This window comes from Jannaschia halovivens, assembly GCF_046452375.1.
GTDB classification, from domain to species: Bacteria; Pseudomonadota; Alphaproteobacteria; order Rhodobacterales; family Rhodobacteraceae; genus Jannaschia; species Jannaschia halovivens.
This window is the reverse complement of record NZ_JBKFDJ010000002.1, coordinates 49497-61773: the sequence shown is the minus strand read 5'-3', so window position 1 is coordinate 61773 and position 12277 is coordinate 49497. Positions and strand designations below refer to the sequence as shown.

12 protein-coding genes are annotated in these 12277 nt (G+C 67.5%); 9 read left to right on the top strand and 3 right to left on the bottom strand.

Annotation, left to right across the window (positions count from 1 at the left end; genetic code table 11):
- Positions 1 to 73 precede the first annotated feature (73 nt).
- The 9 genes from ACK8OR_RS13565 to ACK8OR_RS13525 all read left to right on the top strand — a co-directional run bounded on the left by ACK8OR_RS13565 (position 74) and on the right by ACK8OR_RS13525 (position 8942).
- Positions 74 to 661 (top strand): acyl-homoserine-lactone synthase, encoded by a 588-nt coding sequence (locus tag ACK8OR_RS13565; protein WP_410189974.1) that lies wholly within the window; start codon positions 74 to 76, stop codon positions 659 to 661.
- A 55-nt stretch (positions 662 to 716) separates the two neighbouring features.
- The gene (locus ACK8OR_RS13560) at positions 717 to 2033 is read left to right on the top strand and encodes a replication-associated recombination protein A (protein WP_410189973.1); all 1317 of its coding nucleotides are present in this window, start codon (positions 717 to 719) and stop codon (positions 2031 to 2033) included.
- Positions 2034 to 2064: 31 nt separating this feature from the next.
- Positions 2065 to 2430 carry a fluoride efflux transporter CrcB gene (gene crcB / locus ACK8OR_RS13555; RefSeq protein ID WP_410189972.1) on the top strand — a complete coding sequence of 122 codons (366 nt, stop codon included), beginning with the start codon at positions 2065 to 2067 and terminating at the stop codon, positions 2428 to 2430.
- Positions 2427 to 3461, top strand: a complete 1035-nt coding sequence (locus tag ACK8OR_RS13550) for an RluA family pseudouridine synthase (RefSeq protein ID WP_410189971.1) — start codon at positions 2427 to 2429, stop codon at positions 3459 to 3461. Before crcB ends, ACK8OR_RS13550 begins: the two co-directional genes overlap by 4 nt.
- Before the next feature lie 12 nt (positions 3462 to 3473).
- Positions 3474 to 4184 carry an ATP12 family chaperone protein gene (locus ACK8OR_RS13545; RefSeq protein WP_410189970.1) on the top strand — a complete coding sequence of 237 codons (711 nt, stop codon included), beginning with the start codon at positions 3474 to 3476 and terminating at the stop codon, positions 4182 to 4184.
- A gap of 276 nt (positions 4185 to 4460) precedes the next feature.
- Positions 4461 to 5480 carry an amino acid ABC transporter substrate-binding protein gene (locus ACK8OR_RS13540; protein ID WP_410189969.1) on the top strand — a complete coding sequence of 340 codons (1020 nt, stop codon included), beginning with the start codon at positions 4461 to 4463 and terminating at the stop codon, positions 5478 to 5480.
- 146 nt (positions 5481 to 5626) lie between these two features.
- On the top strand, positions 5627 to 6856 hold the full coding sequence (locus ACK8OR_RS13535; protein ID WP_410189968.1) for an amino acid ABC transporter permease: 1230 nt from the start codon (positions 5627 to 5629) through the stop codon (positions 6854 to 6856).
- Between the two features lies 1 nt (position 6857).
- On the top strand, positions 6858 to 8153 hold the full coding sequence (locus ACK8OR_RS13530) for an amino acid ABC transporter permease (protein WP_410189967.1): 1296 nt from the start codon (positions 6858 to 6860) through the stop codon (positions 8151 to 8153).
- Between the two features lie 9 nt (positions 8154 to 8162).
- On the top strand, positions 8163 to 8942 hold the full coding sequence (locus tag ACK8OR_RS13525; RefSeq protein WP_410189966.1) for an amino acid ABC transporter ATP-binding protein: 780 nt from the start codon (positions 8163 to 8165) through the stop codon (positions 8940 to 8942).
- 84 nt (positions 8943 to 9026) lie between these two features.
- On the opposite strand, the gene ACK8OR_RS13520 is transcribed toward ACK8OR_RS13525, so the two are convergent.
- The 3 genes from ACK8OR_RS13520 to phaZ form a co-directional block, all read right to left on the bottom strand.
- On the bottom strand, positions 9027 to 10118 hold the full coding sequence (locus tag ACK8OR_RS13520; protein ID WP_410189965.1) for a PAS domain-containing sensor histidine kinase: 1092 nt from the start codon (positions 10116 to 10118) through the stop codon (positions 9027 to 9029).
- A gap of 146 nt (positions 10119 to 10264) precedes the next feature.
- Positions 10265 to 10843, bottom strand: coding sequence for a DUF6151 family protein (locus tag ACK8OR_RS13515; protein WP_410189964.1), 579 nt, complete (start codon positions 10841 to 10843; stop codon positions 10265 to 10267).
- Positions 10843 to 12159 (bottom strand): polyhydroxyalkanoate depolymerase, encoded by a 1317-nt coding sequence (phaZ, locus tag ACK8OR_RS13510; RefSeq protein WP_410189963.1) that lies wholly within the window; start codon positions 12157 to 12159, stop codon positions 10843 to 10845. Before phaZ ends, ACK8OR_RS13515 begins: the two co-directional genes overlap by 1 nt.
- Between the last annotated feature and the right edge of the window lie 118 nt (positions 12160 to 12277).

Sequence of the window (12277 nt, the reverse complement as noted above, 5' to 3'; positions counted from 1 at the left end):
CCCAATCCTGCATCGCGAGTATCCCCGGTCCCCTGGTGTCGACGACAACCTGGCAGAGAAAGCTTTGACCCAAATGCAAGTAACGACCCTCTCCTTCGACAACCTGCACGCCCACGGACCGCTCTTCACCGACCTGCTGCGCGCCCGGCATCGCACCTTCATCCAGCAGGCGCGCTGGGATCTACCCGAAGCCGACGGCATGGAGTTCGATCAATACGACACCCCTGCAAGCCGCTGGGTCGCCGTCCATGAATATGGCCGCATTCTCGCCGGGGTGCGCCTGACGCCGACGACCCATCGCTGCGGGATGTATTCCTACATGATCCGCGACGCGCAGCTGGGCCTTCTGGACACGATCCCGCGCGACCTGATGTGGGAGGACGCGCCCGTGGCCCAGCATGTCTGGGAAGGCAGTCGCGTCTTCATCAGCAACGACGTGCCGTCCGAAATGCGGTTGCGCGTCCAGATCCAGCTGATCGCCGAGATGGTCCGCACCGGGCGCGAACTGGGTGCGGCCGCGATCCTCGCCATCGTGCCGGTCGCGTCGCAGCGGCTCGCCCGAAAGCTCGGGCTCGAGTGGACGCCCGTCGGGCCCGTACGCGATATCGACGGGGTCGCGTGCGTGTGCGTCCAGTCGTCGATGGCGATGCGGATGCACTGACGCCACCGGCGCGGGGTGGCTTTCCGGGCGGGGCCTGCGCGCCTATATCGGGGCCATGGCCGATCTCTTCGATACCGCCGCCGCCAGCCCCGCGGCTCCCGACACGCGGCCCGGTCCGCTGGCGGACCGGCTGCGCCCCGCGTCGCTGGACGAGGTGGTGGGCCAGACGCATCTGCTGGGTGAGGCGGGGGCGCTGACCGCGATGCTCGGCGGCACGCTCCCGAGCCTGATCCTCTGGGGGCCGCCGGGCGTCGGCAAGACGACGATCGCGCGTCTGCTGGCCGATCGGACGGGCCTGCATTTCGTCCAGATCAGTGCGATTTTCACCGGCGTCGCGGACCTGCGGAAGGTGTTCGAGACCGCCCGGAACCGGCGCGCGAACGGGCAGGGGACGCTTCTGTTCGTCGACGAAATCCATCGCTTCAACAAGGCGCAGCAGGATGGCTTCCTGCCATACATGGAGGACGGGACGATCACGCTGGTCGGGGCCACGACCGAGAACCCGTCCTTCGAGCTGAATGCCGCCGTCATGAGCCGGGCGCAGGTCCTGACGCTGACCCGGCTGACGCTGCGGGACATGGAACTCCTGACACAGCGGGCCGAGGCGGTGCTGGGCAACAAGCTGCCGCTCGACGGCCCCGCGCGCGAGGCCCTGCAGGAGATGGCCGATGGCGACGGGCGTGCGCTCCTGAACCTCGTCGAGCAGGTCCACGGCTGGGGTGCGACCGGCCGCGTCGATCGCGAAATGCTGGTCACACGGCTCCAGAAGCGCGCGGCGCAATACGACAAGTCGGGCGACAGCCACTACAACCTGATCTCGGCGCTGCACAAATCGGTGCGGGGGTCGGACCCGGACGCGGCGCTCTACTGGCTGGCGCGGATGCTCAAGGGTGGCGAGGATCCGCGCTTCCTTGCGCGGCGCGTGACCCGGATGGCGGTCGAGGATATCGGTCTCGCCGATCCGCAGGCGCAGGGCATCTGCCTGCAGGCCTGGGAGACCTACGAGCGGTTGGGCAGCCCCGAGGGCGAACTCGCCATCGCCAACGCGGTCGTCTACCTGGCACTCGCCCCGAAATCGAACGCGGGATACGGCGCCTACAAGGCGGCGATGAAAGGCGCGGGCCAGACCGGGTCGGAGCCCCCGCCGAAGCACATCCTGAACGCGCCCACGAAGCTGATGAAGGACGAGGGCTACGGGGCGGGCTACGCCTACGACCACGACCAGGCGGACGGCTTCTCGGGGCAGAACTACTTCCCCGACGGCATGAAGCGGCCGGTCTATTACGTTCCGGTCGATCGAGGCTTCGAGCGCGAACTGGGCCGCCGTCTGGATTGGTTCGTCGAGCAGCGGGCGAAGCGGGGCAAAGGTTGACACTGCCGCCGCCGCGCGGGAAAGCCGCGCGATGATCCCCGTCACGATCCAGGTCGCCTTGGGCGGCGCGCTCGGCGCCGTCGCCCGCTATCTCGTCGGCGCGCAATTGATGCGCCCCGGCTTCCCGGTAGCCGTGCTGGCGGTGAACGTCGTTGGCTCGTTCCTGATGGGCCTCCTGGTCGTGTGGCTGGGGCGGCGGGGCCTGACCGATTGGCAGCCGTTCCTGCTGACGGGCCTGCTGGGCGGCTTCACGACCTTCTCGGCGTTCAGCCTCGAGACGGTGACGTTGTTCGAACGGGGCGAGGTCGCGCAGGCAGCCGGGTATGTCGCGGCGTCGGTCGGCCTGTCGGTCGGCGCGCTGGCGCTGGGGGTCTGGATGATGCGGGGACTGACATGAGCGGTGTGCAGAAGGTCGTCGTGGCCGCGGGCGAGGGCGACCAGCGGCTGGACCGCTGGCTGCGCCGCCGCTTTCCGCAGGTGACGCAGGGCGCGGTCGAGAAGATGTGCCGCAAGGGCGACCTGCGGGTCGATGGCGGACGGGTGAAAGCCTCGACCCGCGTCGAGGAGGGGCAGGAGGTGCGCGTCCCGCCGCTGGCGCAGGGCCAGGCGCCCGCAGCTCCGCGCCGCGAGAAGGTGGCCGAGGCCGATGCCGAGATGATCCGGTCCTGCGTGATCTACCGCGACGATCATCTCCTGGCGCTGAACAAGCCGCCGGGGCTGGCCAGCCAGGGCGGCTCGGGGCAGGGCGACCGGCACATCGACGGGATGGGTGATGCGCTGCGCTTCGATGCGGACGAGCAGCCGCGCCTCGTCCACCGGCTGGACCGCGACACGAGCGGCATCCTCGTCATGGCGCGCAACCGGATGACGGCTGCCGCGCTGTCGGATGCGTTTCGAGACCGCGAGACGCGCAAGATCTACTGGGCCGCCGTCGCGGGCGTGCCGCATCCCCGGATGGGGACGGTGCGCTACGGGTTGGTGAAGGCCGGGGGCGCGGGGTCCGAGAAGATGCGCGCGATTCATCCCGACGAGGTCGGCGAAGTGAAGGGCGCCAAGAACGCGACGACGGATTACGCGGTGCTCGAGGCGCTGGGCGGACGCGCGGCATGGTGCGCGCTGGTGCCGGTCACTGGGCGGACGCACCAGCTTCGGGCGCATATGGCCGAGCTGGGTCATCCGATCGTGGGCGACGGCAAGTATGGCGGCTCGGGCCAGGAGAATATGGGCGACGGCTGGGGCGCGCAGCTGGGCGGCGAGATCAGCCGCAAGCTGCATCTCCATGCGCGGTCGCTGCAACTGACGCATCCGATCACCGGCGCGCGGCTGCACCTGACGGCGCCCTTGCCCGATCACATGGTGCAGACCTGGGCCATGCTGGGCTGGGATGCGGGCGATGTGCCCGTTGACCCCTTCCTGGACGAGGACTGACGGAGCGGCGCGATGAGCGAATGGAAGGCGAAGCGGTTCTGGACCGACGCCGTGGTCGAGCGGATCGAGGGCGGGCATGCGGTGCGGCTGGACGGACGGCCCGTGATGTCGCCCGGCAAGCGCGAGCTGGTGATGCCGTCGCCCGCGCTCGCCGCCGGTGTCGCGTCCGAATGGGCGGCGCAGGGCGAGATGATCGACCCCCTTTCGATGCCGCTGACGCGGGCGGTGAATACGACCGTCGACAAGGTGGTGCCGCAGGCTGCGGCCGTCGCCGCGCATCTGTGCGAATACGGCGAGAGCGATCTTCTGTGCTACCGCGCCGCGGGGCCGGACGGATTGGTCGAACGGCAGGCGGCGGCATGGGACCCGATGCTCGACTGGGCCGACGAGGAGCTGGGCGCGCGGCTGGCCGTGACGCAAGGCGTCATCCCGGTCGCGCAACCCGCCAACGCAGTCGAGGCGCTGCGCGCGGCGGTGGCGGCGGCTACGCCTTGGGAGCTGACGGCGCTGAGCGAGTTCGTCACGCTGTCGGGAAGCCTCGTCCTCGGGCTTGCGGCGCTGGCGGGACGCGACGCGGACGATCTCTGGGGGCGGTCACGCATCGACGAGGACTGGCAGGCTGAGCAATGGGGCGTCGACGACGAGGCCGCGACCCTGGCGGCCTCCAAGCGCGACGCCTTCCTGCAGGCGCGCCGCTATCTGGACCTGCTCGCGGCGACCTGACGTGGCGCGGCAGATGCCGCCCGGTTTCGCCCCGTGCACAACCAAGCGCCGTTTCGGGCGAGGAATGCCCGATTCAAGGGGAAATCCTGCGCTCTGCGACCATTGGCCTGCCTCATTTCTCGGCAACCTCCCTTGACCTTCGCAGCCCCATCTGGCCTCTTCACGCGCAGTGAGGGGGATGAACATCCTCACGTAAATTCAGCCGGCCTTTCTCACGGGCCGGTGCCGCCCCGCGCGATGTCGCGGTGGCGGTCCATCAGGAAGAGGTTTGAACCTATGAAGAAATCCGTATTTCTCGGCACCGTGGCCCTTGCCGGCCTGGCGTCCGTGGCCGCTTCGGCCGCGACGCTGGACGACGTCAAGGCCCGTGGCACGCTGAATTGCGGCGTCACCACCGGCGTTCCGGGCTTTGCCGAGCCCGATTCCGACGGCGTGTGGCAGGGCTTCGACGTGGCCGTGTGCCGCGCGGTCGCCGCTGCTGTCCTCGGGGACGCGGACGCCGTGACCTTCGTGCCGACCACCGGCAAGACGCGCTTCACCGCGCTGGCCTCCGGCGAGATCGACATGCTGGCCCGGAACACGACCTGGACCTTCTCGCGCGACACCGACCTCAAGTTCGATTTCGTTGGCGTGAACTACTATGACGGTCAGGGCTTCATGGTCCCCGCCGATCTCGGCGTGGCCTCGGCCACCGAGCTCGACGGCGCCACGGTCTGCATCCAGACCGGCACCACGACCGAGCTGAACCTCGCGGACTTCTTCCGCGTGAACGGCATGTCCTACGAGCCCGTGCCGATCGAGACCGGCGCCGAGGCCGTCCAGCAGTTCCTGGCCGGTGCCTGCGACGTCTACACCACCGACCGTTCGGCCCTGGCCGCGCAGCGTGCGGGCTTCGAGACGCCCGACGACAGCGTGATCCTGCCCGAGGTTGTCTCCAAGGAGCCGCTCGGTCCCCTCGTGCGCCACGGCGACAGCGAGTGGGCGGACATCGTCCGCTGGACGCTCAACGCGCTGATCTCGGCCGAAGAGCTGGGCGTGACCCAGGGCAATGTCGAGGACATGGCCGCTGCACCGGGCGACAACCCGGAGATCAACCGTCTCCTGGGCACCGAGGGTGAGCTGGGCGCCATGATCGGCCTCGACGCCGCCTGGGCCAAGAACGCCATCGCGGCGGTCGGCAACTACGGCGAGGTGTTCGACACGAACATCGGCGAGTCCACGGCCATCGGCCTGGCCCGCGGTCTGAACGCCCAATACACCGATGGCGGGCTGATCTACTCGCCGCCCTTCCGGTAAGACATCGACCTGAAAGGGCGCGGCGCAAGTCGCGCCCTTTCTTCTTCCACAGACGACTAGAAACCCGCGGGTGCGGGAAACGGGGCGACATATGACCCCGACGGACCGCAGGGGTCCAAGTGCCCGCAGGGACACGGGGAAAGCCAATGACGACGATGACCGATCCGCCGAAGGCGGAAGGATTCCGTTTCGGGCAGCTGATCAACGACACGCGATACCGGAGCTATACGTTCCAGTTCATCGCCCTGATCCTGCTGTTCCTGTTCTTCGGTTGGATGATCAACAACGCGATCAACAACCCCGTTCTGCAGCAGGTCGGCATCAGTTTCGACTTCCTCCAGGCTCCGGCCGGCTACGACATCAACCAGCAGCCGATCGAGTACACGTCGCAATCGACGCATCTGCGCGCCACCATCGTCGGCGCCATCAACACGATCATCGTGGCGGTCCTCGCCTGCGTGACGGCGACGATCTTCGGCGTGATCGCGGGCGTGCTGCGCCTGTCGAACAACTGGATCATCTCCAAGCTGATGGCCGTCTATGTCGAGATGTTCCGCAACATCCCGGTTCTGATCTGGATCATCATCATCTTCACCGTCGCGGCGAACACCTTCCCGGCGATCTCCGATTTCCGGCTGCCGCGCGACGGCTCCGACCCCGAGCGGTCGCTGCTCTTCGGGATGTTCGCGGCGACCAACCAGGGCGTTTTCATCCCGCGCCTGACCTTCAGCGGGCAGGGCTGGCTGATCGCGGCGATCGTCGCGGCGTCGATCCTCGGCGTGTTCGGCTGGCGCAGCTACGCGCGCAAGCAGCTCTACGATCACGGCCGCGAGGTGCCGACGCTGCTGCCGTCGCTCGCCATCCTGATCCTGCCGGTCGTGATCGCGCAGGTGGTGCTGGGCTTCCCCGTCGGCATGGAGAACCCCGAGATGGGGCGCTTCCGCTTCGAGGGCGGCTTCCTGCTGCGACCGTCGCTGATCGCGCTGTGGTTCGCGCTGTCGATCTATACCGGCGCCTTCATCGCCGAAAACGTCCGCGCGGGCATCCTCGCGGTATCCAAGGGACAGACCGAGGCGGCCGCAGCCCTGGGCCTGCGTCCCGGCCGGATCATGTCGCTGGTGGTGCTGCCGCAGGCGCTTCGGGTCATCATCCCGCCGCTGATCTCGCAATATCTCAACATCACCAAGAACACGTCGCTTGCCATCGCGGTGGGGTACATGGACCTGACGGGGACGCTGGGGGGCATCACGCTCAACCAGACGGGCCGGGCGCTGGAATGCATCCTTCTCCTGATGGCGTTCTACCTGACGTTCAGCCTCGCCATCTCGGCGATCATGAACGTGTACAACAATTCCGTGGCCCTGAAGGAGCGCTGAGATGTCCGACGCACACGCACATTCCGTCGCCTTCGTCCGCGAAAGCGAGATCCCGCCCGCGCCGCCGCCGGTGGCCGAGACCGGGATCGTCAAGTGGGTTCGCGAGAACCTCTTCTCGGGCTGGTTCAACACGGTGATGACCATCCTCGGCCTGCTGGTCGTCTGGTACCTCCTGTCGGGCCTGATCCCGTGGATCGTGAACGGCACCTGGACCGGCGAGGACATCCGCGACTGTCGCGAGCAGTTGCAGGGCAGCGGCGGGGGCTGCTTCGCGGTCCTCTCCGAGCGCTGGCCGCAGCTTCTCTTCGGGTTCCAGTATCCCGACTACCTGCGCTGGCGGCCGTCGCTGGCCTTCGCGCTCCTGTTCCTCGCGGTGCCGCCGGTCCTGTTCTTCAAGATGCCGCGCTGGACGCTGATCGCGACGGCGATCTACCCGTTCCTCGCCTACTGGCTGATCTGGGGCGGCACGGCGCTGTCGCCGATCTTCGTCGCCCTCGGCATCGCGCTCGGCTACATGGTCTTCACCCGCGTCGAGCGCCGGGGCTTCGTGCTCGGGCTCCTGGCCGGGGTGGCGACCTTCATCGTAACGCTCTGGGTCGGGGGCTTCGTGATCGACGCCGGACGCGACTTCCTGGCGATCGAGGCCGTGCCGTCGCGCCAGATGGGTGGGTTCATGCTCAACATGATCCTCGGCGTCGTCTGCGTGTCCCTGTCGCTGCCGATCGGGATCGTGCTGGCGCTGGGACGGCAATCGCGCCTGCCCATCGTCAAGGGCTTCTGCGTGGTCTTCATCGAGTTCATCCGCGGCGTGCCGCTGATCACGCTACTCTTCGTGGCGAACGTGGTCCTGGCCTACTTCCTGCCGCCGAACTCGAACTTCGACCTGATCGTGCGGGTGATCATCATGATCACGGCCTTCTCCTCGGCCTATATCGCCGAGGTGATCCGGGGCGGTCTCGCCGCGCTGCCGAAGGGCCAGTACGAGGCGGCGGATTCGCTTGGGCTCGACTACCCGCAGGCGATGCGGCTGATCATCCTGCCGCAGGCGCTGAAGATCTCGATCCCCGGCATCGTCAACGTCGCGGTCGGCCTCTTCAAGGACACGACGCTGGTCTCGGTCATCTCGATGTTCGACCTCGTCGGCATGATCCGGGGCCCGATCCTCAGCTCGACCGACTGGACGGGCGTCTACTGGGAGCTCTGGGCCGCGGCCTGCGTGCTGTTCTTCGTCGTCTGCTACGGCATCTCGCAATATTCGCAGTGGCTCGAACGCCAGCTGCGCACCGACCATCGATAGGAGGCCGACATGGCTGCATTGGACACCAACCCGCAGGGCATGACCGTCTCCGACGAGGTGGCGATCGATATCCAGAACATGAACAAGTGGTACGGGTCGTTCCACGTGCTGCGCGACATCGACCTGACGGTGCAACGGGGTGAGCGGATCGTCATCTGCGGACCTTCGGGTTCGGGCAAGTCGACGCTGATCCGCTGTATCAACGCCCTGGAAGAGCATCAGCAGGGCTCGATCGTGGTCGACGGCACGCCGCTCTCGTCGGATCTCAAGAATATCGACAAGATTCGGTCCGAGGTCGGCATGTGCTTTCAGCACTTCAACCTGTTCCCGCATCTGACGGTGCTCGAAAACCTGACGCTGGCGCCGATCTGGGTTCGCAAGACGCCCAAGCGCGAGGCGGAAGAGACGGCGATGTACTTCCTCGAGAAGGTGAAGATCCCCGACCAGGCCAACAAGTATCCCGGCCAGCTCTCGGGCGGTCAGCAGCAGCGGGTGGCCATCGCGCGGTCGCTCTGCATGCGGCCCCGGATCATGCTCTTCGACGAGCCGACCTCGGCGCTCGACCCCGAGATGATCAAGGAGGTGCTGGACACGATGATCCAGCTCGCCGAGGAGGGGATGACCATGCTCTGCGTGACGCACGAGATGGGCTTCGCCCGCCAGGTCGCGAACCGGGTCATCTTCATGGATGCGGGCCAGATCGTCGAACAGAACGAGCCGGAGGCCTTCTTCAGCAACCCGCAGAACGAGCGCACGAAGCTCTTCCTGAGCCAGATCCTAGGGCACTGAATCCGGGGTCGCGCCGGGGGCCGTTGCCCCCTGCGAATGATGAAGATGCGGGCGCGCCGGGGGACCGGCACGCCCGTCTCCGTCTCACGCGCTCAGCCGTTCGGGCGCGTCGGATGCCGCCGGGGTCAGGTCGCGCGGGATGCGCAGCGTGAAGGTGGTCTCGGTCCCGTCGGAGTCGACCGCGATGTCGCCCTCATGGCCGTCGGCGATCTGCTTTGAGATATAGAGTCCGAGGCCCAGACCGTTCGGACTGTTGCCGGGGTCGGCGCGCCGGAACGGCTGGAACAGCATCGCCTTGACCGCCGCGGGGATGCGGCCGCCGTGGTTCGTGATGGCGACGGCGAGACGGTCGCCGTCGTCCGCCGCGCGGATACGGACCGTCCCGCCCGGCTCGCCGTGGAAGACCGCGTTCCCGAGAAGGTTCGAGACGAGCTGTGCGATACGGTCGGGATCGCAGGCGACGGGATCGGTGAAGGCGTATTCTTCCTCGAAGACGGTGTCGGGATGGGCCATCGCGATCTCGGCGACGGTCTGGGCGAGGACGGGGCGAAGCACCACGCCGCAGCGCCGGTCGACGCCGATATCGCCGCCGAGCCGCGCTCGCGCGAAATCGAGAACGTCGTCGATCAGCGTCGACATCCGGCGCAGCGACTGGTCCGCTGTGGCGATCACGGTGCGGCCGCGGTCCGACAGCGTCTCGCGATCGCGCAGGTACTCGACGGCGCAGGTCGCGCCGGCCAGCGGGTTGCGCAGGTCGTGGCCGAGGATGGAGATGAACTGCTCGCGCAGCTTGCCCTCGATCTCGCGCAGGGCGAGTTTGGTGACATTGTCCTTGGCCTCGGTCACGTCGCGGGCGGAGCAGAAGAACAGGTCGCCCTCGGGGACGCCGTTCCACGAGAGCCAGCGATAGCTGCCGTCCTTGTGGCGATAGCGGTTCTCGAATTGCAGGATGGGGCGACCGTGCTGGATATCGACGAAGGCCTTGGCGGTCCGGGCGATGTCCTCGGGATGGATGAAATCGAAGAAGAGCCGACTCTCGATATCCTCGGGGGTGCGCCCGAGCGTCGCGAACCACGCGGGATTGGTGCGCATGAACTTGCCGTCGGCATCGAGCACCCCGAGGAGGTCGGGCGTCACGTGCCACGTCTGGCTCTCGGGGTTCTGACGGGCGGTCATCACATCCTCTCGGCGCGGGAGCGCATCGCTCCGATTCCGCGCCACAATGCCGCCACAGGTGCTAACGCCGTGTGAACGCGCGCGGCGGACACACCCGCGAAGTTCGGAGAATCCGATTCGATACGGGCCGTTTCGGGGACGGCTCGTCAGGCCCGGCGGACGCCCATCAGGGCGGCGGCCCGTTCCTCGCGCGTCAGGACCTGCGGGATCACGGTCGGGGTGGTCCCGTCGGCCTCGAAGAACGGACTGTCCTTCCAGTCGCCATTGAGGTTCTTGGCGGCCATCCGCACGAGCATCTTGCCCACCATCTTCGGCATGCCCTTGTGCCCGGCCTTGCCGTCCGGGGCCGGGATGAAGGCCTCGGCCACGACGGGCCCCGCCTCGGTCGCATCGTCCAGCCGGTCGGCATTCACGCCGACATGGACGAAGCGCGCCTTGGTCGGCGTGAAGAACAGCGGCGTGTCGCAGCAGGTCGCGTACCAGCGGAGCGCGCCCTTCGGCGACAGGCGCATGATGCGGAGGTTCTCGCCGCCCTGGGTGATGCGGATGCGGTCCTGCGCGGTCTGCAGGATCTCGACCTTCTCGGGATCGGCGAGGCCCAGATGGGTATAGGCCGACCGGCAATCGGCGCAGTGGCAGGCGATATGCGTATAGTCGGCGGGCGCGACATCGGCGACGACCCCGCGAAGTTCGCCGCAGCGACAGGCGAAGCCGAGATCGGGCATCAGACCGCGACGTTGGGCGAGGGCGGCGGGACGTCGGCCGTCTCGACCGCGCGCAGCTTCGGCTTGCGGCGCTTGGGCGTCGCCTTGCCGGAATTGGCGTCAATGAAGTCGAGCACGAGTGGCCGGATGTTCCGCCGCCACGAGCCACCCGCGAAGATGCCGTAATGCCCGGCCTCGGGTTCGAGATAGCTGGCCTTCCTGTCGTCGGGCAGGCCCGTCAGCAGATCGAGCGCCGCGACGCATTGCCCGGGGGCCGAGATGTCGTCCTTGCCGCCTTCGACCGTCTTGACGGCGACGCGGGTGATCTTGCCGATATCGACCTGGTGGCCGTCGACGGTAAAGCGGTTCTGCGCGATCTCGAGGCCCTTGAAGATGCGCTCGACGGTTGAGAGGTAGAACTCCGCGGTCATGTCCATCACGGCGAGGTATTCGTCGTAGAACTTGTTGTGCCGGTCGTGATCGCTGGCCGTGCCCTCGGCCACGTTCATCACCTGGTCGGCGAAGGCCTTGGAATGGGTCTCGGCGTTCATCGACATGAAGGACGCGAGCTGCAGCAGGCCCGGATAGACCATCCGCCCCACACCCGGGTACTTGAAGCCGACGCGCTGGACCATCGACTGCTCGAGTTGGCCCATGGTCACGCGGCGGCCGAAATCGGTGACGTCGGTGGCGGCGGCATCGGGGTCGATGGGACCGCCGATCAGCGTCAGGGTCGAGGGCTGGGCGTCGGGGTCCTGCTCGGCCAGAAGGGCCGTCGCAGCCAGCGTCAGGGGGGCGGGCTGGCAGACGGCGATGACGTTGATGTCGGGGCCGAGCGCCTTCATGAAATCGACGAGGTAGAGGGTGTAATCCTCGACGTCGAACTTGCCGGCGCTGACGGGGATGTCGCGGGCGTTGTGCCAGTCGGTGATGTAGACATCCGCATCGGGCAGGAGCGAGACGACCGTGCTGCGCAGCAGCGTGGCGTAATGGCCCGACATCGGCGCCACCAGCATGATGCGGCGGGCCATCGGGGCGCGGCCCTGCACGTTGAAGCGGATGAGGTCGCCGAAGGGCCGCTCGACCTCGGTCTCGACGGCGACGATGTGGTCGCGCCCGTCTTCGCCCGTCAGGGGCGGGATGTTCCAGTCGGGTTTGACGATCATGCGCTCGAAGCTGCGCTCGGTGACCTCGCCCCAGGCGGCCATCCACTGGAAGGCGGGGTTCGGGATCAGCGCGAAGGCCGGATAGCTGGCCATCGTGCGGGCCGTGGCCCCCAGCCATGCGTTCGTGTTTCGGGCGGCTTCCATCATGTCGTAGGCGGCCATGAAGCGCATGGGGTATTCCCTCGAAGAGCGACGCGGCATGGATTTGGACCCTGCCGCATTGGGTCCGCAGACCCAACGTGCTAGGTCTTGCGGTGTTAGCATGTGCAGCATGAACGCGGAAGGCAAG

Coding starts and splice junctions, on each gene's coding strand:
- ACK8OR_RS13565 (WP_410189974.1), top strand. CDS start 74: ATGCAAGTAACGACCCTCTCCTTCGACAACCTGCACGCCCACGGACCG.
- ACK8OR_RS13535 (WP_410189968.1), top strand. CDS start 5,627: ATGACGACGATGACCGATCCGCCGAAGGCGGAAGGATTCCGTTTCGGG.
- ACK8OR_RS13560 (WP_410189973.1), top strand. CDS start 717: ATGGCCGATCTCTTCGATACCGCCGCCGCCAGCCCCGCGGCTCCCGAC.
- ACK8OR_RS13515 (WP_410189964.1), bottom strand. CDS start 10,843: ATGCCCGATCTCGGCTTCGCCTGTCGCTGCGGCGAACTTCGCGGGGTC.
- ACK8OR_RS13530 (WP_410189967.1), top strand. CDS start 6,858: ATGTCCGACGCACACGCACATTCCGTCGCCTTCGTCCGCGAAAGCGAG.
- ACK8OR_RS13520 (WP_410189965.1), bottom strand. CDS start 10,118: ATGACCGCCCGTCAGAACCCCGAGAGCCAGACGTGGCACGTGACGCCC.
- crcB (WP_410189972.1), top strand. CDS start 2,065: ATGATCCCCGTCACGATCCAGGTCGCCTTGGGCGGCGCGCTCGGCGCC.
- ACK8OR_RS13525 (WP_410189966.1), top strand. CDS start 8,163: ATGGCTGCATTGGACACCAACCCGCAGGGCATGACCGTCTCCGACGAG.
- ACK8OR_RS13540 (WP_410189969.1), top strand. CDS start 4,461: ATGAAGAAATCCGTATTTCTCGGCACCGTGGCCCTTGCCGGCCTGGCG.
- ACK8OR_RS13550 (WP_410189971.1), top strand. CDS start 2,427: ATGAGCGGTGTGCAGAAGGTCGTCGTGGCCGCGGGCGAGGGCGACCAG.
- ACK8OR_RS13545 (WP_410189970.1), top strand. CDS start 3,474: ATGAGCGAATGGAAGGCGAAGCGGTTCTGGACCGACGCCGTGGTCGAG.
- phaZ (WP_410189963.1), bottom strand. CDS start 12,159: ATGCGCTTCATGGCCGCCTACGACATGATGGAAGCCGCCCGAAACACG.